16 protein-coding genes are annotated in these 21,348 nt (G+C 66.0%); 9 read left to right on the forward strand and 7 right to left on the reverse strand.

All coding sequences use genetic code 11. From position 1 onward, the window contains the following. Positions 1-102: 102 nt before the first annotated feature. Both EOHIBHHM_RS21770 and EOHIBHHM_RS21775 read right to left on the reverse strand, forming a co-directional pair. Positions 103-444: a HalOD1 output domain-containing protein gene (locus EOHIBHHM_RS21770; protein ID WP_497258216.1), complete on the reverse strand. Its 342-nt coding sequence runs from the start codon at positions 442-444 to the stop codon at positions 103-105. 75 nt (positions 445-519) lie between these two features. Then, positions 520-1,854, reverse strand: a complete 1,335-nt coding sequence (locus EOHIBHHM_RS21775; protein WP_497258218.1) for a right-handed parallel beta-helix repeat-containing protein — start codon at positions 1,852-1,854, stop codon at positions 520-522. A 383-nt stretch (positions 1,855-2,237) separates the two neighbouring features. Between EOHIBHHM_RS21775 and EOHIBHHM_RS21780 the strand changes: the two genes are divergently transcribed. The 3 genes from EOHIBHHM_RS21780 to EOHIBHHM_RS21790 all read left to right on the forward strand — a co-directional run bounded on the left by EOHIBHHM_RS21780 (position 2,238) and on the right by EOHIBHHM_RS21790 (position 7,192). Next, positions 2,238-4,178, forward strand: coding sequence for a hypothetical protein (locus EOHIBHHM_RS21780; protein ID WP_497258220.1), 1,941 nt, complete (start codon positions 2,238-2,240; stop codon positions 4,176-4,178). Between the two features lie 406 nt (positions 4,179-4,584). Further along, complete coding sequence (locus tag EOHIBHHM_RS21785; RefSeq protein ID WP_497258222.1) at positions 4,585-5,892, forward strand: polysaccharide deacetylase family protein; 1,308 nt, start codon at positions 4,585-4,587, stop codon at positions 5,890-5,892. A gap of 301 nt (positions 5,893-6,193) precedes the next feature. After that, entirely contained in the window at positions 6,194-7,192 is a 999-nt protein-coding gene (locus EOHIBHHM_RS21790; RefSeq protein ID WP_497258224.1) for an AAA family ATPase, read from the forward strand. Between the two features lie 50 nt (positions 7,193-7,242). Here the strand turns inward: EOHIBHHM_RS21790 and EOHIBHHM_RS21795 are convergent, their stop codons facing one another. The 5 genes from EOHIBHHM_RS21795 to EOHIBHHM_RS21815 form a co-directional block, all read right to left on the reverse strand. Continuing rightward, positions 7,243-7,689, reverse strand: coding sequence for a hypothetical protein (locus EOHIBHHM_RS21795; RefSeq protein WP_497258226.1), 447 nt, complete (start codon positions 7,687-7,689; stop codon positions 7,243-7,245). Between the two features lie 274 nt (positions 7,690-7,963). Next, a complete protein-coding gene (locus tag EOHIBHHM_RS21800) occupies positions 7,964-8,728 on the reverse strand; it encodes a DUF7519 family protein (RefSeq protein ID WP_497258228.1) in 765 nt (254 codons plus the stop codon). Then, complete coding sequence (locus tag EOHIBHHM_RS21805) at positions 8,725-10,065, reverse strand: DUF58 domain-containing protein (RefSeq protein WP_497258230.1); 1,341 nt, start codon at positions 10,063-10,065, stop codon at positions 8,725-8,727. Before EOHIBHHM_RS21805 ends, EOHIBHHM_RS21800 begins: the two co-directional genes overlap by 4 nt. Next, complete coding sequence (locus EOHIBHHM_RS21810; protein ID WP_497258232.1) at positions 10,062-10,781, reverse strand: DUF7269 family protein; 720 nt, start codon at positions 10,779-10,781, stop codon at positions 10,062-10,064. Before EOHIBHHM_RS21810 ends, EOHIBHHM_RS21805 begins: the two co-directional genes overlap by 4 nt. Next, on the reverse strand, positions 10,778-11,527 hold the full coding sequence (locus tag EOHIBHHM_RS21815; RefSeq protein ID WP_497258234.1) for a DUF4129 domain-containing protein: 750 nt from the start codon (positions 11,525-11,527) through the stop codon (positions 10,778-10,780). The genes EOHIBHHM_RS21810 and EOHIBHHM_RS21815 overlap by 4 nt, the downstream gene beginning before the upstream one ends. Before the next feature lie 359 nt (positions 11,528-11,886). Here EOHIBHHM_RS21815 and glmM point away from each other — a divergent pair, with 359 nt between their 5' ends. The 6 genes from glmM to EOHIBHHM_RS21845 all read left to right on the forward strand — a co-directional run bounded on the left by glmM (position 11,887) and on the right by EOHIBHHM_RS21845 (position 21,146). Next, positions 11,887-13,230, forward strand: coding sequence for a phosphoglucosamine mutase (gene glmM, locus EOHIBHHM_RS21820; protein ID WP_497258240.1), 1,344 nt, complete (start codon positions 11,887-11,889; stop codon positions 13,228-13,230). Positions 13,231-13,409: 179 nt separating this feature from the next. Then, a complete protein-coding gene (locus tag EOHIBHHM_RS21825) occupies positions 13,410-14,447 on the forward strand; it encodes a DUF7972 family membrane protein (RefSeq protein ID WP_497258236.1) in 1,038 nt (345 codons plus the stop codon). A gap of 273 nt (positions 14,448-14,720) precedes the next feature. After that, positions 14,721-15,908, forward strand: coding sequence for a bifunctional sugar-1-phosphate nucleotidylyltransferase/acetyltransferase (glmU, locus tag EOHIBHHM_RS21830; RefSeq protein WP_497258242.1), 1,188 nt, complete (start codon positions 14,721-14,723; stop codon positions 15,906-15,908). Between the two features lie 64 nt (positions 15,909-15,972). After that, on the forward strand, positions 15,973-18,615 hold the full coding sequence (locus tag EOHIBHHM_RS21835; protein WP_497258238.1) for a lipopolysaccharide biosynthesis protein: 2,643 nt from the start codon (positions 15,973-15,975) through the stop codon (positions 18,613-18,615). 220 nt (positions 18,616-18,835) lie between these two features. Further along, entirely contained in the window at positions 18,836-19,468 is a 633-nt protein-coding gene (locus EOHIBHHM_RS21840) for a DUF7344 domain-containing protein (protein ID WP_497257871.1), read from the forward strand. Between the two features lie 133 nt (positions 19,469-19,601). Beyond that, positions 19,602-21,146 (forward strand): helix-turn-helix transcriptional regulator, encoded by a 1,545-nt coding sequence (locus EOHIBHHM_RS21845; protein WP_497257873.1) that lies wholly within the window; start codon positions 19,602-19,604, stop codon positions 21,144-21,146. The last annotated feature ends 202 nt before the right edge of the window (positions 21,147-21,348 follow it).

Here is a 21,348-nt window from a genome sequence, read left to right on the forward strand (position 1 = left end):
CCTTCTCTCTCGTCTCTGCACGCGTCTCCGAACCGTCACACCCGTCGATCGGTTCGCGCCTCGACCGCCAGTCGGCGGTCGGGCAGTGTCGGCAGCGTCGCTTCACGGCCCCGAGTCGGCGTCGTAGCTCGGTGTCTCGACGACGACGACGCCGTCGCCGTAGACGGTGACGTCGTGATCCGACACGGGAAACTGGACGACGCTCTCGGCGGGTCGGGCACCGTCGTCGGTCGGCAGAAACAGCCGTTCGAGCGCGTCGGTGTTCACCACGGAGTACAGCGGCTCGAGGTCGGTCGGGCGGACGCCAGCGACGGCCGACACGGCCTTGACGACGGTCGTCACGAGCGGTGTCTCGTCCGTCCAATCGTGCTGGACGCTGTAGACGTCGCGGTCTGCCGTCGACGCGGCCTGCCTCCGCGAGCCGTCTTCGTCAACTTCGGTCATGGGATCGGTCCGTGTATCGTTCATCTGATATAGTACCTAACATAAGAACTCTCGGATTCTTCTGGTATCGCTCGATCAGAGCTCCTGTCCGTCCATCGTGCTGACCCAGCGACTGCCGTTCCAGAGACACAGCCCCCACGGTGAGTCGTCGCCGCCGTCGTGGACGCCGATGTCTCCTCGACGCGTCCCGTCGACGCCCGAGAGGTCGGTCTCCTGGACGATGCCGTTGCTCCGAGTCCGTTCGTCGCCTCGCTGTTCGAGGAGCGGGGTCTCGTCGAGCGCACAGTGGGATGGGCTGTGGACGTCGAGGTCGGTCGTGCTGATCGCCAGCACGAACGAGGAGTCGTAGTTCCGGTACGTACAGTTCTTCACCGAGGTGTAGATCGTCCCGTCGAGTGCGATGGCCGTGTAGGCCTGCTCGTGGCCGTTCTCGAAGTCGCGTGCGAAGTTCCCCTGGAAGTAACAACCGTCGACGGTGAGCCCGGCGGCCGACCCGGTCGCGTAGACGTCGATCGGCGACTTCTGGCGGGTGCCGTTGCCTTCGAAGTAGACGGCGCTGAGTAGCTGTCCAGCACCGCTCCGGGCGTCCACGCCGTACTTCCCGTTGTTCTGAATCGTCCCGCCGTAGATACGACTCGAGAATCCACGAAGCATGACGCCGTAGCCGTCGTTGAACTCCGAGTGACAGCCGAAAAAGGACGTGCTGTGCGGACGTGCCTCGGTATCGAGGCGGAACCCGTTGCCACCGCAGTTCCACGTCATCACGTTGCGGAAGGTGATGCCGAACGACCCCTTGTGACCGGTCTCGTCGGCGTACTCGTCGACGGCGACGCCGTGGGAGTTCGTGTTCCAGACGACGATGTCCTTGTACGACGAGTAGGGGGCGGCGCGGATCCTGAGGCCGATCTCGCCGCCGACGATCTTGAGGTTCTGGACGGCCGGACTGTTCCGGTAGTCGTTGTGACCGCGGCCGAGCACCTCGACGACGTTCTCGTCGACGTCGCCGGCGTCGATCACCGATCCCGAAGGGTGGCCGCCGGTCAACGTCACCTCCTTCTGTTCGTAGTTCAGGACGATCGGGAACTCCTCGCCGGCTGCCTGTGCGTCGTACGACGAGTGGACGAAGACGACGTCGCCGTCCTCCGCGGCGGCCCAGGCGTCCGCGATGGTCGCGTAGCCGCCGTCGCCGACGATGAGGCGGCCGCCGAGCGAACCGACGCTCGGGTCGACGCTCTCGACGGCCGTCGTCTCGACCGACTCGACGGCTTCGACGTCTCTCCGCTCGGTCGTCGTGGCGGCCACTCCCCCGGTGGCCCCCGCGACCGTCGCCGCACCCGTCGCTCCGACGAACTGACGGCGACTCAGTCTGCTGGTGTCTGTGCTGTCTTTCCGTAGTGGCTTGCCAGCCATGCTCCTCCGTCCGGTGAAACCCGCTTCCGACACTTGAACCACAGCTAACCATTTCGTAACTGGCGGCCGTTACCCGGCTGTAAGCGGTCTTACGCACCTAATAAGGCGAATTCGTTGCACTGTTGCTCGCCTCCGTCAAGTGTCGCTTGCGTTGAGCGTCCTGTTTACTCTGCTTATAACCAAACTGGAGAGTCACGAAGGGCGAACAAGGAGCGATATCTGGTGAGCATCATCTGGAGTGTGTCCCCCTCTGACGTCGGCGTGACCGAACGGACCGCAGGGCCGGTTCGAGTGCTCTCCGGCGCGACGTTCCGCTCGCCCGTCTCGACTCGTTACCTCCCCTCCGTGAGAGCACCGTCTCCCGCTCTCCTCGCTCGCTGACGATGGGGATCAGCACACGGTTTCGCGCGTACGACCGGCTCGCAGCGGTGCTCGGGATCGTCGTCGCCCTCGCACTGTTACCGCTCCAGCTGTTCGTCTCGCACATCTACGCACAGACCATCCCGGTCGTCGTCGGGGGGGCGAGTGTCGTCTATCTCCTCGCGACGCGGCGGCAGACGGCGACCCGTCCGTTCAGGCTCCCGCAAGTGGCCGCACATCTGTTACCGCCCGTCGTCGTCTTCGGGTCGGCGGCGCTGGTGCTCCTGGCTCACACGCAGGGGCGTCGGACCGGGTTGTTCTACGTCGCCGCGGCCGCACTCGGGACGCTCGTCCTCGCGCAGGTGCTGTTCGTCGACGACGCCGACCTCCACCCCGGCGTCGTCCTCGGTCAGATCGTCGTCTTCGCCGGCGTCGTCAGGTTCAGCTCGCTGCTGACCACGCCCGGCTTCGTCGGCATCGACGTCTGGGTCCACATCCCCGAGTTCACGCAGGGGATGTTGTCGGCCAACTCGATCGGCGGGATGGGACAGACGAAGTACGTGATGGCGCCGCTGTACCACCTGCTCGTGGGGACGACTGCGATGTTCGCGGACGTCTCGCTCCGGACCGCGCTGTATCTCTCGTTGGGGGTCACGATGCCGTTGTTCGTCCTCTTCGTCTACCTCCTGAGCCGGACGCTCGTGCCGACGCGATGGGCGCTGTTCGCCACCGCCCTCTACGCGTTCAGCGACTCCGTCATCCGGTGGGGGATCCACCTCATCCCGACGAGTCTCGGACTCGCCTTCTTCCTCGCGGTGCTGTATCTCGTCGTCCGCGTCATGCAACAGCCGACGGGGCTCCGCGACACGTTCCTCCTGCTTCTCTTCTTCGTCGCACAGGCGTTCACCCACCAGGTGTCGTCGTTCATCACGCTCGTCCTGCTGTTGGCGGGGTGGATCACCCGCCTCGGCATCGGCACGGGGTTGTTCGACCGCCAGCTCGGCGGCGACGACGGCTTCGATCTCGATCGGTCCGGAGCCATCCCCTTCGGCGGCTACTTCGCGTTCAACCTCGGCCTACTGACGCTCATCTGGAGTCTCACCCCCTACTACGGCCAGCCGTTCCTGAAGACGGCGTTCCTCTTCTTCTGGAACTCGGTCGGTGGGGGACTCGGCGACGTCGCCGGGGCCGCGAGTGGTGGTGGCGGCGGTGGCGGCGGTGCGGGCGGGGCGGCACCGACGTTCCTCGAGTTCGTCGTCCTCAACTTCGACACCATCGGCTTTCTGCTGTTGCTCTTCGGGACCACCGTCGGATCGCTGTACGCGCTCCGACGCGGCCGCACGAACCAGGCGGTGCTCACGCTCGTCGTCGCCGTCGTGTTGATGACGTTGTTCACGCTCGTCCCGCCGCTCGTCGGCGTGGGGACGTTCCTCTCGGGTCGTTGGTTCGCCTTCCTCTACGCCGGGATGGCCGTGCTGTCCGCCGTCGGGTTCGAGTACCTCCAGCGAGGGCTCTCTCCGAAGGTGTTTCTCGTCCTCCTCCTCGTGGTTCTCTATGCGTTCCCGATGGTGATGATCGCCTCGCCGAAGGCGACCGTCGACAGCCCGATGATGGAGAACGACCGCCCTCGCTACAGCTTCACGGAACAGGAACTGGCCGCTCACGACACCGTCCTCGACATCACCACGGGGAGTCCGACCGATCCCATCTACACCGACCATCCGTACACCTCGATTCTGAACCCACACGGCGAACCACGGTTCGGGACGGCGCGGATACCACCCGACGGCGTCGCCTCACACGACGAGGTGCTCTATCGGGAGTACCAGCGGACCGGTGCGCCCGTCTTCCGCACCGGGACGGGTGCACAGCGCATCTACCCGATCGAGGAGGGCGTCATCTGTAGCGGCCGTCACGAGACGGTGTACTCCAACGGCGACGTCAAACTGTGTCGCTCCGTCTGAGCTGACGGTGTCGCTTCCGAGGCGACGACCGACTGTCGGCGTGTTCGCTGTTCCGTCGGCATGCTCACGGTGACGGTCGCCCGCGTCACGCCGTCGAGGCCACGACGGCGAGAGACAGTTCACTCGGCACGTTGACGCGACGCCGCATCCGTTCGGATCGCTCACGCCCCACGACAGTCGTTCTCAGCGAACTGTCGAAGATCGGACGACTCGCGGTCGAGAGTGCCGCCTATCGGTGATTTACATTCGCGTCGGAGGTGTGTCGCCGACGACACGTTCGCCGTTCAACGGTTGCGAGTTCGTTTCAGTCGGCTCTGGGCCTTTATATCGCACCTAAGCGATCGCCGTGTCGATTCTTATGCGGCTTATAGTAGTGTTCCCCCACTCGGTAATGTAATTTAGAGAGATGGCATCCGACCGCAAGTTCCGTCGCCGTGCGTTCCTCGGCAGTATTGCCGCAGCCTCTTCGACACTCGTCGCGGGCTGCAGTGGAGGCACCGGCTCGACGCCTTCTTCGAACACCAGCGAGAACGAGACGAACACGGGTACCGGTACAGGCACCGGGACGTCCGACGGGACGTCGAACCCCGACGGGGCGCAGTCCGACGACCCCGGGACGAACAAACCGATGAACCCGAAGGGAGCGACGTTCGAGGACCTCTCTTTCTGGCAGGCACAGGCGAACGTGACGCTCAAGGGTGACTCCGAGAACGCGTATCAGGGCAGCCAGTCGGCCCGCATCGAGGGGAGCAGCGGGTCGATCTCCCGCGAGTTCCCCGTCCCGATGGACTTCTCGAACAAGGACATCTCTATCGCGGTCAAACTCGACAAGCCGGAGCCGACGAACCTCCGTATCTGGCTCGAGGACTCCAACGGCGATCAGACCCGACTCATCCAGCAACTCAACCAGAACCACCCCGACACCTGGATGCGGATCAACCCCTCGATCAACAGCGCCAAGGCCGACATGGCCAGCATCGAGTCGATGCTCATCACGCTCGACGGCGACGGCGCGAACAAGAAGTACTGGGTGGACGACATCCGCTTCCACGAGAAACAGGCCGACAAGGGGCAGGTGATGCTCTCGTTCGACGACATCCACGCCTCGGTCTACCACCTCGCGTTCCCCATCATGGAGGAGTTCGGACTGAAGGGCGTTCTCGCCGTCTCCCCGGACATCATCGGTAACGACGGCCGGATGACGAAAGACGAGATCCAGGAGCTCCACGACGCCGGCTGGGAGATCGCCAGCCACGGCAACGACATGCAGGGGCTCTACGGTCTCCGGCGTTCGGCACAGAAGAAGAAGATCAAGCGGGCGAAGAAGCTCATCAAAGACAACGGCTGGGGCGAGTCGACGGCGTTCATGTACCCCGGCGGCGGCTGTGACAAGAACACGGTCGAACTCGTCCAGAAACACCACGAACTGGGCTACCTCGCGTTCAAGGGCTCCGAGAAGGGGCTGTCGCAGTCGGCGATCATGGGGCCGATGTTCGTCAACCGCTCGCGACCGAACACCCACAAGGCGGTCAAGAACCAACTCGACGTCGCCACTGCCTACAACGGACTGTACAACATCTACCTGCACGTCATCGGCGACGACGCCCAGAACGACAAGCAGGCGTTCCGCCAGATGTGTCAGCACATCGCAGACTACAAGAAGCAGGGGAAGGTCGAGGTCGTCCAGCCCTCGGACGTCGTGCTGAAAGAGTAGCCCCCTCTCCCCTCCCCGGACCCCTCCCCTCACCCCCGACTCGACTCGCGCCGCACCACTGCGGCCGGTCGACGTCGCTTCGCTGCGGCACTACCACCGTAGTCGAGCGCGTGAGTCTCTGGTTTTGGTTGGACGGGTTTCCCCGTCTTTTCGGTTCGGACACTCGCGTACCGACGGCCGAGACGCTCCCTCTCCCAACAGACCGTGTTCACGAACCCGACGAGGAGCGACAGCACCACGGGACCGAACCCCGGTTACGAGACTGATAATTAAGCCCTCCGGCAGCGTGGTGTCTGACAGCATGGACGTAGACGCTGTCTCCGACCGAAGTACTGCGATTCTCGACGAGGTCTCCCGCGCCGTCATCGCCGACGAGAGAGTGCTCGAAACCGTCCTCACCGGGTTTCTCGCCCGCGGGCACGTGCTCCTCGAGGACGTCCCCGGCACCGGGAAGACGCTCACCGCCAACTCGCTGTCGACGGCGCTGGGGCTCTCCTTCTCGCGCATCCAGTTCACTCCCGACCTCCTCCCGGCCGACGTGACCGGCACGCACATCTTCAACGAGAAGAGCCGCGAGTTCGAGTTCCAACCCGGCCCCATCTTCGCGAACGTCGTGCTGGCCGACGAGATCAACCGCGCCTCGCCGAAGACGCAGTCGGCACTGCTCGAAGCGATGGCGGAGGGCCAGGTCACCGTCGACGGCGAGACGCGGGAACTGCCGGACCCGTTCTTCGTCATCGCAACGCAGAACCCCGTCGAACAGGAAGGAACGTTCCCGCTGCCGGAGGCGCAGAAGGACCGCTTCATCATCAAGACCAGCCTCGGCTATCCCGACGAGGAGGGGGAGCTGGAGATCCTCAACCGTCGCGCCGAACGGACGACGCGGACGCCGAAGGCGACGCCCGTCACCGACGAGCGAGAGGCCCGCGCGCTCCAGTCGACGCCCGAGGAAGTCCACGTCGAGCGCAGCGTCCGCCGCTACATCACCCAGATCTGCCGGGCGACCCGGACGGACAGTCGGGTGAACACGGGTGTCTCGCCGCGCGCGACTCAGCGGCTGTTCGAGGCGTCGCGAGCGATGGCGGCGACGAACGACCGCTCCTACGTCACCCCGGAGGACGTCAAACGGATGGCACGCCCCGTCCTCGCACACCGACTCCAGCTGACAGCCGACGCCCGGGTGGGGAACGTCGAGAAGCGGAGCGTCGTCGCCGGCATCCTCGACGAGGTCGAGGTGCCATCGGTCAACACGGCGAACGGCGCCCGAGAGACGACCTCCCACCGCAACGCCGGGGACTGAGAGACAGAGACGAAGTCGAAATCGAGAAACGGTGTCGGTCGCCGGCCCGCTCAGGGCGACAGCGCCGCGTCCAACTGCTCGGTGTAGGTGCCGAGCATCGCTCGTAGCACCTCCTCCGGTGGTCTCTCGTCGCCGTCGACGATGCCCTCGGGCCACCAGTCGTCCTCGTGGCTCGCTTCCTGTTCTGCGATCTCCTCGACGGCGATGACGTCGTTGCGCTGGTCGACGTACCGGGTCACCAGTGTCGCGAATGTAACGGCGTCAGCGAGGTCGGCGTAGTTGACGAGCGGGACGCGAGCGGTGGGGTCGTCCAAGTCGGGGACGGCGTAGACCTGGTAGGCGTTGGCGGTATCCTTCGGGACGTCGGGGCGGACGTGGACGTCGTCGCCGTGGTAGTGGACGTCCGCGGTGGTGATGGAGACGCCGAGCGAGAGCTCGTCGTCGTCGCGCTCGAACCCGCTGCCCGTCTTGGTCCACTTGCCGGAGATGCTTGGCATAATACTGTGTTGGAGGGGTTCGCATAAGAATCGGCGGATGTCGATGGAGGAGAGAGAGAGAGTCCGTTTCGTCTGCTCTCACGCTCGACTCACAGTCACGATCTGCTCCGAGTGCCTGCTGAGAGACGCCGAGAACTACTACGAGCGTCTGTACGTCCCATCTGTCACTCGGTGGGAGGGGTGCGCGAGGACGTTTGTACGACGCTCTCTGTCTCTCGTTACGAGGGGTGTCTCCCGACCGAAACCGGACACGACCACCTCACTCGACACGCCCTCAGTTGTACAACCCGACGAGCAACAGCACGGCCGCGCCGAACAGCGCGAACAGCCCCACGAGCGGGACGTTCGTCACGTTCAGGTCGTGGAAGCCGACGGCGGCGGCGACGGCGACGCCGCCGTACAGCGCGGTCGCCGCCGAGTGGCTCACCTCGACCGGCCACGTGCGGGCGTCGACGCCGATCTGTTCGCCGAGGTTGATCGCCTGCTCGCCGGCGTCCCAGGCGACGATCGTCGCGGTGAACGCACCCAGGAGCGACAGCATCTCCGTCCCGTGGACGAGCCCCGAGAGGCCGATGGTGAGGACGACGAAGGCGGCCCCCAGCGAGACGAAGGTGCGTGAAAAGCGCTTCCAGACCGGGAGGACGCCGCAGGCGACGAAGAGCGGACCCAGCAGTCCGGGGGCGACCTCGACGCGTTCGCTCACCGCCTCTCCCTGGGTCACCACGACGCCGACCGACGCCAGCGAGACGGCCACCCCGGCGAGGGCGAGCAGTCCCCCCGTGAGGCGGTGACCGCGGTGCCACGCCGCCCCGCCGAGTGCGAGAACGACGATCCCGGCGACGTCGACGCCGAGCGCGAGTCGCTGGGCGTCCGTCGTGCCGACGAGACCGACGGCGACGACGGCGGCGACGACCGCGACGACGCTGCCGACTGTCGTCGGCCGGCGCGCGATACTCTTCGCGGCGTTCGTCTCGGGAGGGGCAACGCTCCCGTCGGAGCGGGTGACCGCCGCCTCAGATGACGTGTTCGAGTTGCTCATGCGATCTGCTCCTGTGTCCGCAGTAGTTCGGTTCCGAGCCGTTCGGTCTCGGGGTCCCAGTCGACGACGGGGATGCCCGACTCTCGAAGCGACCGGATGCGGTTGTCGCGCTCGGTGGCCGCGAGTCGCCCACCCAGCGTCGCGTCGGACGTCACGTCCGGACTCACCACTGTGACGCGCGTGCCGTTCGCCTCGAGTCCGAGCGCCATGCTGACGACGTCGGGGTCGGTCAGCGGCGAGAGCAACACTACCTGGGCGTTGCTCCCGAGTCGCCGCTGGAGTTCGGCGTGTTGGCTCTGGAGGTTCCACTCGCCGTCGCCGCCGTCGCTACTCTCGTCACCGTCGACGCCCTCGTCGATTCCGCTCACACCGCCATCGCCTGTTCGCTCGTTCTCGCCCGGTGGCACCGTCGAGAACGTCGGACTCGTCGCGAGCAACGTCTTCGCGGCGTCGTCGTGTTCCGGGCCGGTTCCGGGTGCGAGCCACGCGAACTCTCGGCCGACGCCGGCGACGCCGACGAAGTTGCGGGTGTTCGACAGCGCAGACAGCATCTGCTCTGCCCCCGCGAGGCTGTGGGCGACCGCGTTCTGCTCGTCCGGCCGGCGCGCACGGTAGGCGTCGACGGTGGCATCGACCAGCAGGACGACCGACGCGGTCCGCTCCTCGCGGAACTCGATGGTGGTCAACTCGCCGGTCTTGGCGTGGCGCTTCCAGTCGATCCGACTCATCGGGTCGCCGTGACGGTACTCGCGGGTCTGGTGGAACTCGATGCCGCTGCCACCTTCGTCGGTGATGAGACGGCCGCTGTGGCGTTCGGTCTGCTGTCGGAGCGGCACCTCGGGCACCTCGCCCGTACAGGCCAGTTCGGCCTCAGCGTCGACCGTCGTCTCGACCTCGCGCGTCCCGGCGACGTCGCGGGCGACGACGGTCGCCGGCTCGAACCGGTGACGGCCGCGCTCGGCCTCGACGGTGTACTCGAACTCCGTCGTGCTCCCCGGCCGGAGGACGGCGGCGTGTCGAGGCGACCCGTCTATCACCTTCAGCATCGGCGGGACGCCGTCGACGAGACGGAGGTCCGCGAGCGTCCCGCTCCCGGTGTTCTGCACGCGGACGGTCACGATGACCGCCTCGCCGTCGTCGGGGCTGTCGTCGCTGAACCGACGGTCGACGTCGAGACTCACCTCGGGCGCCGTCGTCAGGTGTGGGTACGCCGCGAACGCCGCGCCGACGACGCCCAAGAGGAGGACGAGCGGCCGGGCGGCGACGACGCCGACGCCACCGACGAACAGGGCGACGGCGACGATGCCGCGCCACCGTCGGGTGCGACGGACCGTCATCGGTCGTCCTCCGTCCGGCGACTGCCTTCACTCCCGTCGCTGCGCTCGGTCGCTCCACGCTCCACCGCTCGTCCGCCGTCGGTCGCGTGCCGGATGTCGTCGCGAGTCGACCGCTCGTCGTCAGCCCGCCGCTCGCCGCCGGCGACGATCGCTTCGGCCGCCCGACGAGCGCCGTGTTGGAACCACGACCGACCGCGCAACGCGGCCGAGACGCGCGAGGAGAGCGGCGGACTCGGTCCCTCGGCACCGCCGACGAAGGCGGCGGCGTCGCGGTCGTCGGTCCACGCGCCGGTTTCGACCGACTCGCGTGCCGTCTCTCTTCCGCAGTTCTCCCGTCGCATCACGGTCTGGGTCGCCGTCTCTCGGAGTCGACCGCGAACCTGCTCGTGGGCGTCGCCGAACAGTCGATCGCGCAGTCCGACGCCGTCGGCGAGGACGGCGTCGAACCCCGCTCCCGGCACGGGCGCGGTCCGAACGTCCTCGGGGTCCGGCGGCGTCGCCTGGTCCTGGCCGCCGATGGCTCGCAAGGCGAACACGACGAACACGACGGCGAGCGCCGCCGCGCCGAAGACGACGAACAGCTTGTAGTCGCTGCCCGCGGCGTCGACTGCCTCGCCGACGGGGATCGACCCGCCGAGCTCCGGCGTCACGAGGACGCCGAGCGCGAGCGCGAAGACGAGGACGCCGAGCGCGACGACCGGGGTTCGCGCCCTCATCGACTCCCTCCGAGACCGAGTTCGCGACGACTCCGTTCGACCTGCTTGCGGTAGTCGTCGGTGAGCGTCATCTCGCCGTACCGGACGTCCTCGAACGCTCGGCGGAGCTGGTGGACGGCGTCGGGGTCGTACCCGGCGGCGACCGCCTCGTCGGCGCACTCGGCGGGCGTCTTGGCGTGCGGTCGGTCGACGCCGGCCGTCTGCACCAACTCGTGCCACGCGGCTTCGACGTCGTCTCGCGGCCGCCACTCGACTCGCTCGCCGTCGTCGTCGTCGTCGTGCCCGCCGGACGAGGGGACGAGCGCGAGGAACGGTGCGACGAGCCGGTGGCGGTAGCGATAGGCGAGGCCGACGACCGTCAGCACCAGCAGCGCCCCGATCAGATAGGGCAACAGCGCCTCGAGCATCGCGAGGATGATGTCGAGTAGACTCCGTTCGTCGGTCTGCGACGAACTGTCGGAGCTGGCCGAACTCGACGAGCTCGAGCTGGACGACGACGCGCTCGCCGCACTCGCACTCGACGAACTCGAGCTGGACGACTGGGACTGCTCGTTGGCCTCGTTTCGTTCGACCTCCTGTTTCACCTCTGCTGCGTCCTCTCTCCCGATGGGGAGGGTGTCGTAGTCGAGTTCGATGGCGTCGTCGGGGTTCGACGTCAGCGACGACTCGAGCGTCGTCGACGCCACCCCCATGGAGGCGACGCAGGCCAGGGCGACGACGACGGCGACGACTCGCTCTCTGTTCATACCGAAAGTGTGACTCCTTGTACGTTCTCTACTAGGTACCTCAATAGTTATTCGGCGTCTAAGCGTTTCTCGGGACGGTTTTTGCGCGTTCGGATCGACGTCGATCGGTCTTCACGTCGGCGTCGATCGGTCTCACGTCGACGTCGTTGCGCGTCGTCTCGCCGTGTTCGCCGACGTGCGCGGCGTCCAACAGATCTCGCGTCGGCGTCCTCTCGCACCGTCCCGCCGTACTCGCCGACAGTCGCTCGGGGAGTCGAGATACGCACGGCGGTTCGGTACCCGTCGCTCGCGCTGTCAACCAATCGAGTTTACGACGGGTATAATCAAGGCCTACCCGGGTGTGTGTCGAAGTAATGAGCCTGTTCGGTACGAGCGGAATCAGAGGACCAGTCGGCGACGAAGTGACGGCGGAGCTCGCCCTGTCGGTTGGGCGAGCGGTCGCCTCGGAGGGCGCGGCGACCGTCGTCGTCGGCCGCGACCCCCGCGGGAGCGGCGAACTGCTGGCCGACGCGGCGAAGGCGGGCGCTCGCGAGTGTGGGGCCGACGTCGTCGACCTCGGGATGGTGTCGACGCCGACGCTCGCCCGGAGCGTCGCCCGCCACGACGCCGACGCCGGCATCGTGGTCACCGCTTCCCACAACCCCGCACCGGACAACGGGCTGAAGCTCTGGAACCCCTCCGGACAGGCGTTCGACACCGACCAGCGCGAACGGATCGAGTCGCGCATCCTCGACGAGGAGTTCGACCTGCAGGCGTGGGACGGACTCGGCGACGAATCGACCGAGGACGACGCCACTGCCCACCACGTCGACGCGCTGGTCGCGTCGATCCGCGACGAGTTCGACGGAGACGAAACGCCGCTCGAGGGGCTCTCCGTCGCCGTCGACGTCGGTAACGGAGCCGGCGGCGAGACGGCCGACGCGCTGACCGAACTCGGCGCGCACGTCCACACGCTCAACGCCCAGCCGGACGGCCGGTTCCCGGCGCGACCGAGCGAACCCACCGCAGAGAACTGTACGGCGCTGTCGGCGTTCGTCGCCGAGTCCGACGCCGACCTCGGCATCGCCCACGACGGCGACGCAGACCGGATGCGCGCGGCCACCGAGTCCGGTCAGTTCGTCTCCGGCGACACGCTGCTCGCCCTGTTCGCGCGGGCGGTCGTCTCGGAGGGCGACCGCGTCGCCGCGCCGCTCAACGTCAGTCTCGCCGTCGACGACGAACTCGAGGCCCGCGGTGCGTCCCTCACGCGCACGCGCGTAGGTGACGTATTCGTCGCCGAGCGCGCCACCGAACCGAACGTCGTCTTCGGCGGCGAGTCCAGCGGCGCGTGGATCTGGCCCGACGAGACGCTCTGCCCCGACGGGCCGCTGGCCGCGTGCAAACTCGCGGCCATCGTCGCTCGCGACGGCTCGCTCGACGCGCAGGTCGACGAGATCGCCACCTACCCGCTGCTGCGAGAGAACCGCGAAGTCGAGGGGAAGTACGACGTGATCGCCCGCATCGAAGAGGCCGTGACGGCCGCCTACGACGACGAGCAGGTTCAGACGATCGACGGCGTCCACGTCCAGACCGACGAGGGGTGGTTCCTCATCCGGGCCAGCGGGACACAGCCGCTCGTCCGCGTGAAGGCGCAGGCCCGCTCCGAGGCCGACGCCGAGGCGTTGCTCGCGAGCGCACTCGAATTCCTCGACGACGCGGCGTAGTCGGGCACGACGAGCCCGCTCGTGTTCGCAGCCGCCCGTGACGTCTTCGGCCGGCCACGAACGCAAACCACTAACACCGACGGAGAGTAGCCGCCGCTGTGACACCGACGACGCTCGACACGTTCGACGGCCCCACCTACTCGACGAACGATGACTGACGCAGAACTCGCCAACGCGCTATGACTGACGCAGAACCCGGCAACACGATGCGTGAGCGGGTCGGGAACCGACGGAGCCGACTCCAGCTCTACGTCCAACTGAACGTCAACCGGCTGCTGTTCACGCTCGTCGTGAGTCTCATGTTCTTCGTCTCGATCGTCGTCCTCAGCACGTTCGACGAGACGCCGCTCCGCGTGGTCATGCGAGCGTCGGACCCCGTCGAGACGCTGTTTCAGGGGTATCTGACGGCGATCATCACCGGCGTCACGCTCGTCGTCACCATCTCGCAGTTGGTGCTCTCACAGGAGCTCGGTCCGCTGGGTGACCAACGCGACCGGATGGAGGGAGCCGTCGAGTTCCGTCGTCGCGTCGAGGAGTTCTTCGACGCGACGCCGCCGCCGGAGCCGTCGTCGTTCCTGCAGGCGCTCATCGACATGAGCTCGGAGAACGCAGAGGAACTCGGCGAGACGATCTCCGACGACCACGACGAGGAGTTTCTGGAGAAGCTCGAGGGGTTCCTCGACGAACTCGTCCAGAACGCCGAGGTCGTCAGCGACGAACTCGAGGACGCTCAGTTCGGACGGTATCAGGTCATCAAGTCGGCGCTCGACTACAACTACTCGTGGAAGATCTACCAGGCGCGCCGACTCCGACGCGACTACGCTGAGGAACTCTCCGAGGCGGAGGAGGCGGCGTTCGACGATCTCACGCAGGTACTGGAGTTCTTCGGACCCGCCCGCGAACACTTCAAGACGCTCTACTTCGAGTGGGAGCTCGTCGACCTCTCGCGGAAGATGCTCTACATCTCCGTACCGGCGCTGACGATCGCGGTCGCGATGTTGATCGTCGTCGATCCGTCGACGCTTCCGGGGTTCACGTTCGGCATCGACAACATGTACTGGATCGTCATCGGCGCGGCGACGGTCTCGTCGATGCCGTTCTTCCTGCTCGGTGCGTACATGATCAGACTCGCGACCATCGCCCGCCGGACGCTCGCCATCGGCCCGTTCATCCTCCGAGAGTCGGGGCGGACCGACGCCATCGACTGGGAGTCCTGACCGACGCCGTCGCGGACGACCTCCCCACTCACTTCGCCTCGTTTCGTCCGCTCCCTTCCGCTGGCTCCGTCTGCTCGCTCACCGACCCGTTCTCGCCGTGCGGTCCCACTCGACGTTCTCCCCTCGAACCCGCAACGTCGAAACAGTGGTTTAGCGACTGCCAACCACCCGCGAAGCGCCGGCCCAGTGCACTTTGTGACCCGATCTCGTGACTCGCTCTCTTAACCGGCTCATAATAATGGGCGCTTAGTGAGTAGCCGCAGTCAGCAAGACATGCAGGCAGTCATCTTAGCCGCTGGCCAGGGGACCCGAATCCGCCCGTTGTCGGAGACGACGCCGAAACCGATGCTCCCGGTAGCGGACCGCCCCATCGTCGCCCACGTCGCAGACACCGCCGTCGAAGCGGGCGCGGACGAACTCGTCTTCGTCGTCGGCTATCTCGGCGACCACGTCCGCGAGTACTTCGGCGAGGAGTACCGCGGTCTCCCCGTCGCCTACGTCGAACAGGACGAGCAGGTCGGGACTGCCGACGCCGTCAACGAGGCACGCGAGTACCTCGACGGCGAGTTCGCCGTGATGAACGGCGACAACATCTTCGACGCCGAGAGCGTCTCGAAGCTCTTCGACGCCGCACCCAGCGTCGCCGCGTACACCGTCGACGACCCGACGAGCTACGGCGTGCTCTCGACGGACGACGGCGGCTCGGTCGTCACCGACATCGTCGAGAAACCGGACGACCCGCCGACGACGATGGCCAACGCCGGGGCGTACGTCTTCCCCGCCGAGGCACGCGAGTATCTCGACGTCCCCGCGAGCGAGCGTGGCGAACACGAGATCACCGACGTCCTCGAACGCGTCATCGACGAGTTCACCGTGACGCCCGTCGAGGTCGACCGCTGGCTCGACGTCGGCCGCCCGTGGGAACTGCTCGAAGCAAACGAGATCCTGCTCTCGGATCTCGAGCGTGACCTCCGCGGCGACGTCGCCGAGGGTGCGGACCTCCGTGGCGACGTCGTCGTCGAGGAGGGGGCGACGGTCGAACCGGGCGTCGTCGTGGAAGGACCGGCGCTCATCCGTGAGGGAGCGAAGGTCGGCCCGAACGCCTACGTTCGCGGGGCGACGGTCGTCGGCAAGGACGCGAGAGTCGGCCACAGCGTCGAGGTGAAGAACAGCGTCCTCATGGAGGACGCGCACGTCTCGCATCTCTCGTACGTCGGCGACAGCGTCCTCGGCCCACACGTCAACTTCGGGGCTGGCACGAACGTCGCCAACCTGCGCCACGACGACGAGGACGTCCACCTGATGGTCAAAGGTGAGTACACCTCGACCGGGCGGCGGAAGTTCGGCGTCGTCGCCGGCCCGCGCGCCAAGACCGCGATCAACACCAGCCTCAACCCCGGGACGAAGCTCTCGCTCGACGCGACGACGAAACCCGGCGAGTCGGTGATGGAAGACCGGTAAGCCCCCCGTTTCCACCGCACAGTACCACTTCCCGAACACCTGATCCACCACTAAACTACAGCCCGTGTCACGGAGTCTCGTCACCGCGTTCGCCTCGATCGCCGGCTCGCGAATACTGGTCATCATCGCCTCGGCCGTCATCTCGCCGGCGCTGGTCTACTTCCTCACGACCGGCGAGTTCGGTCAGTACGGCTCCGTGATGGCCGTCTTCAACCTGCTGATGATCCTCGTCAGCTCGGGTATCAACAGCGGGGTTCGCAAGTACATCTCCGAGGAGCGCGACGACGACCACTGGAAAGATCACGTCTTCGCGTACTACTTCCGGCTCGCTGCCGGGCTGGCCGCGCTCGCAGCCGTCAGTCTCGCGCTCGGCGCTTACACCGGCGTACTGTCGAGTCTCCTGAACTCCGACAGCAACATCTCGACGTACTTCTACCTCCTCGCGTTTCTCGTCGTCGCCTCGCAGTTCCGCGAGTACGTCCGTCGCGCGCTGATGGGGCTGAAGTTCGAGCACATCGGCGAACCGCTCCGCGTCATCGAGAAGATCTCGTTCGGTGTCGTCGCCGTCACGCTCGCCGCACTCGACTTCGGCGTCGTCGGCGTGCTGTTCGGACTCATCACGGCGAGCATGCTCGTGTTCAGCGTCGGGCTCTTCTTCATCGCGAAGGAGATCCGCCTCTCGTACGTGCTGAAGCCGCTTCCGGACGACTTCCCCCGGAAGGAGATGTTCCACTTCAACCATCTCACCATCGTCTACGTCTTCCTGCTCACGTCGATGTACCACATCGACGTCATCTTCGTCCAGTCGTTCATCGGCTCGACGGAGGCGGGGTTGTACAAGATGGCGCTGGTGTTGGTGGAGTTCCTCTGGGTCATCCCGCGGTCGATCCAGTCGGTGATGATCCAGTCGACGTCGAACCTCTGGGTCGAAGGGAAGATAGAGCAGATCCAGGAGATCGCCGCCAAGTCGACGCGGTACGCCCTGCTCATCACGATGCTGCTCGCGCTGGGGATGGGCGCACTCGCGGGCGACTTCGTGCCGCTGTACTACCCGAGCGTCGAGACCCCCGAGACGGTCGTCACCGCCATCCTGCTGTTGCTGCCGGGAACGCTCGGCTTCGCGATGGCGCGACCGCTGCTCTCTATCAACCACGCGAAAGGCGACATGCGATCGCTCATCGCCGCGACGGGCGCGGCGGCCGGCATCAACCTCGTGCTGAACGTGCTTCTCATCCCCGGTCTGGGCCCGGTGCCCGAACTCGGGACGCAGGGAGCGGCCATCGCGACGAGTATCGGTTACGGGTCGCTTCCGATCTTCCAGGTGTGGGTGGGTCGACGGTTCGGCTACGACCCCTTCGCGGACGTTCGGTTCCCCCGCCTCATCACGACGGGTCTCGTCGCCGGCATTCCGATCATCGGACTCACGCTCCTCATCGACAACTCGTTCGTCGCGCTGCTCGTCGTCCCGCCGGTGGGGTTCGTCGTCTACGTGGCGACGGCGATCGTCACCGGGTCGCTTCCCACCGGCGAGTTGTTGAGTCTCCTCGGGTCGCTCCCCGAACCGTTCGCCTCGAAGGCGCGGGCGGTCGAGCGACGACTCGACGGGAGCGGGTCGCTGGGTGGCATCAACTCGCAGTCGATCTTCAGCGTCGCGCTTCCGGTCGTCGGCATCGTCTTCTTCGCCATCGGTATCAGTTTCGTCGCAGGCGTCCCCGGAATCCCCGGTCTGGGAGGTGACGACGACAGTCCGGCGACGCCGGGCGGGAACGTCACCTCGACGACGCCGACCCAGAACGGGTCGCTGACCGACAGTCCGACGGCGACGCCCACGGAAGACGGGGGGACGAACACCGACGACAGCACGGACGAGGCGACTCCCTCGCCGACGGCGACCGAGACCGAGACGGAGACCGACGACGGCGGCGGCGGGTTGTTCGGCGACGACGGGCTGTTCGGCGGCGACGAGAGTGACGACGACAGCGAGAACGACGACGGTAATGACGGGAACGCAGACGGTACTGACGGCGATAGCGGTGATGAGAGTAGTAACACCGACGGCGGCAACGCCGACGACACGACGGACTCACCGACGGATTCGCAAACGGATTCGCCGACGGACTCGCAAACGGATTCGCCGACGGACTCGCAAACGGATTCGCCGACAGAGACGACGACGACGGACTCACCGACAGAGACGACGAACTCACCGACGGAGACGACGAACTCGCCGACGGAGACGACGAACTCACCGACGGAGACGACGAACTCGCCAACGGAGACGACGAACTCACCGACGGAGACGACGAACTCGCCGACGGAGACGACGAACTCACCGACGGAGACGACAACGGACGGCTCATCGACGGAGACGACAACGGAGAACTCGTCGACGGAGTCGCCGACGCCGACACCATCCGGGACGCCGACGCCGACACCATCAGAGACGCCGACGGCGACGCCGGCCACCTCACAGACCACCGAGACGTCGACACGAACCGAGACGACGCAGACGTCGACACGGACTTCAAATGAGACTTCGACGCCGACCGCCACCTCGACTCCGACGTCGTCGACCGAGACGCCGACGTCGAGTACGACGACGTCAAATACGACGACGTCGAGTACGACGACTGACACGTCGACCGCAGAGTCCACCACTGCGACGTCGACAAGTGTGTCAGATGACACGTCTACGACCGAAGCATGATCCGCTCACACGACGTGTGTGAGCACGTCGCAAAACATTTCACTTATCTTGGGAATCTGGCCGTCACGAACGGTCTACGACCTGTTTAAACGGTTCGAAACCGATTTCGTCGGACGCGTGTCGGACGCTCAGACGCCAGAAATCAGCCGTTGCAACGGTGTGCAACGGTCGGGAGTGTCGGCCCGGTTTATTATCAATCCGTTATTCCGCTTGACCAGCGATGAACGCAACGCAGTCGACCCGTGCATCCCCCGCGTCCGCCGAGGCAAGCGGCGACGTGGCGCAGTTCGAACCGCTCTCGAAGGACAAACTGTTCCACATCCTACAGAACCAGCGGCGACGATACGCCCTCCGGTACTTGCAAGGGACCGAGGGCGTCGTGGACATGCGCGACGTCGCCGAACAGGTCGCCGCGTGGGAGCACGACACGACCGTCCAGCAGCTCACGTCCAACCAGCGTCAGCGAGCGTACATCTCGCTCTACCAGTGTCACCTGCCGAAGCTCGACGACGAGGGGATCATCGAGTACAACCAGCAGCGTGGCTTCGTCGAGCGAACGCCGTTGGCGAACCAGCTCGATCCGTACCTCGAGACCGATAACTCGACGGAGGAACAAGAGGAGTCGGAGGCAGACGACGAGTCGACGCCGGCACGGGAGGGCCGGCAGTCCGGCGCGTCGGAGTGGATGGCGATCGGCGGCGTCGCAGTCGCGGCGCTGCTGTCGGCGCTCACCGCACTCGACGTGTCGATGTTCGCCGGGATTCCGGACCTCGCGGTGGCTGGCGTGGTCCTGTGTCTCTGTTCGTTCTTGACACTCAGACTTCCCCGTTCGCTGTCACAGTCGATTCGGTAACGCCATCCGCGGTACGCACCCCGATTTAGTAGGTTCGCGGTCGACCCGCTGGTCATAACCGTGAACTCTACGTGGGAGGACATAATTCTGTGAACACGAACAGCGGACAAGCCGTTCCGTCCCGACCCGACCCATGCACATCCGTACACGCGCCGCGGTACTCACCGCGTTAGTCCTCATTGTAAGCCTCGTTGCGGCCCCCGTCGCTGCCGCCACCGCCCAGCTCGGTGCGGTCACCGTCGAGGGCGACGCCGTCGTCCAGACGGGCGCCAACGAGACGTATCTCTGGCAGTCCGAACCGTTCTCGGTCAACACCTCGTTCGCCACGGACACGGGTGGCGTGTATCAGTTCTGTCTCGAGGCACAGAGCGAAAACGGATCGGAACGGCTGTCGTGCCAGTCCCAGTCGGTCGATCCGGGGACGACCACGTCGGTGTCGTTCGCGATCGAGAACGTCTCTGACACCGCACTCGCCGGAGAGACGCAACTGAACGTCTCTGCGTCCGAGTCGTTCAACAGCAGCAGCGCGACGACCAACCGTTCGGTCACCGTCCACGTCATCACGAAGGACGGCGACTTCGACGACGACGGCCTGAAGAACCGGGCGGAGGTTCGACACGGGACCGAGATGAACGGCACCGACACTGACGACGACGGCTTACAAGACGGCCCCGAGGTACAGGACTACGGAACCGACCCGACCGACAACGACAGCGACGGCGACGGTCTTCTGGACAGTCGGGAGCTACAGATCGGGACGGAGCCGACGGACCCGGACACGGACGGCGACGGACTCACCGACGGCGAGGAGATAAACGAATTCGAAACCGACCCGAAGGGGACCGACACGGACGGCGACGGTCTCCCCGACGGCGAGGAGGTGCGACGGCACAAAACCGACCCGACGAACCCGGACACGGACGGCGACGGCCTCCGCGACGACCGGGAGATAGTGCAAGGGACGGCCCCCAACGACAGCGAGGCCGACAGCGACGGCGACGATCTCAACGACACCCAGGAAGTCGAACACGGGACGAACGCCTCGAAGGCCGACACCGACGGCGACTTCCTCTCCGACTCGACGGAGGTCGAACTCGGCACCGACCCGAACGACCCGACCACGCCCCTCGTCCTGCTCGCCGGACTCGGTTTCCTCGTCGTCGGGGTCCTGGGCTTCTTCCGCGTGTTCGGTTCCGAGGACGTCCGCACCTGGGTCGCCGAGCGCGACGTCGTCTCCCGCGTGGCGACGCTGACCGCCACCGACGCGGCTACCAACGGTTCGGACGTCTCGACGAGCGACGGGTCGACGACCCCGTCGTCGCCAGCGTCCGCCGAACCCGTCGGGCCTGCCACCCCTACTGCTTCCGCCGGCGACGGTTCGACGGACGCAACCGACACAGAGGCGGCGGACGACGGACTCCCGTTCGATCTCTCGAACCCACTCACCGACGAGGACGAGGTGTTGAAACTGCTCTACGAGGCCGACGGCCGACTCCGACAGAGCGAGATCAACAACTCGACGGAGTGGTCGAAGTCGAAGGTCAGTCGACTGCTCTCCAGCATGGAAGACGAAGGGAAGATTCGGAAGATTACCATCGGCCGCGAGAACCTCGTCACGCTGGCCGATCGGGTGCCGCAGAGCGCCGAGTCGCCGTTTGACGAGGACGACGCGGCGTGAGGTAACGAGAGACGATCTCTTCTGAGCCAAAACCGGTCGTTCGTTGCCACATCAAGTCAAAACGTAACTTCGGTGTCTGCAAAAGCATATCGTGGAAACACGAAGACCCTTCACCAGGGAATCTGCTCTGAGAGGGGGAGGGGGGTTGTCTCGAGAAGACTCCTCTGGAATGTACGCCTTGACGTTCGATTTCCTGTTTATC

This window comes from Halogranum roseipondis, from assembly GCF_059695585.1.

Bases quoted from the DNA above. Each gene is read 5' to 3' on its own strand.
- EOHIBHHM_RS21770 (WP_497258216.1), bottom strand. From the start codon at position 444: ATGACCGAAGTTGACGAAGACGGCTCGCGGAGGCAGGCCGCGTCGACG.
- EOHIBHHM_RS21775 (WP_497258218.1), bottom strand. From the start codon at position 1,854: ATGGCTGGCAAGCCACTACGGAAAGACAGCACAGACACCAGCAGACTG.
- EOHIBHHM_RS21780 (WP_497258220.1), top strand. From the start codon at position 2,238: ATGGGGATCAGCACACGGTTTCGCGCGTACGACCGGCTCGCAGCGGTG.
- EOHIBHHM_RS21785 (WP_497258222.1), top strand. From the start codon at position 4,585: ATGGCATCCGACCGCAAGTTCCGTCGCCGTGCGTTCCTCGGCAGTATT.
- EOHIBHHM_RS21790 (WP_497258224.1), top strand. From the start codon at position 6,194: ATGGACGTAGACGCTGTCTCCGACCGAAGTACTGCGATTCTCGACGAG.
- EOHIBHHM_RS21795 (WP_497258226.1), bottom strand. From the start codon at position 7,689: ATGCCAAGCATCTCCGGCAAGTGGACCAAGACGGGCAGCGGGTTCGAG.
- EOHIBHHM_RS21800 (WP_497258228.1), bottom strand. From the start codon at position 8,728: ATGAGCAACTCGAACACGTCATCTGAGGCGGCGGTCACCCGCTCCGAC.
- EOHIBHHM_RS21805 (WP_497258230.1), bottom strand. From the start codon at position 10,065: ATGACGGTCCGTCGCACCCGACGGTGGCGCGGCATCGTCGCCGTCGCC.
- EOHIBHHM_RS21810 (WP_497258232.1), bottom strand. From the start codon at position 10,781: ATGAGGGCGCGAACCCCGGTCGTCGCGCTCGGCGTCCTCGTCTTCGCG.
- EOHIBHHM_RS21815 (WP_497258234.1), bottom strand. From the start codon at position 11,527: ATGAACAGAGAGCGAGTCGTCGCCGTCGTCGTCGCCCTGGCCTGCGTC.
- EOHIBHHM_RS21825 (WP_497258236.1), top strand. From the start codon at position 13,410: ATGACTGACGCAGAACCCGGCAACACGATGCGTGAGCGGGTCGGGAAC.
- glmU (WP_497258242.1), top strand. From the start codon at position 14,721: ATGCAGGCAGTCATCTTAGCCGCTGGCCAGGGGACCCGAATCCGCCCG.
- EOHIBHHM_RS21840 (WP_497257871.1), top strand. From the start codon at position 18,836: ATGAACGCAACGCAGTCGACCCGTGCATCCCCCGCGTCCGCCGAGGCA.
- EOHIBHHM_RS21845 (WP_497257873.1), top strand. From the start codon at position 19,602: ATGCACATCCGTACACGCGCCGCGGTACTCACCGCGTTAGTCCTCATT.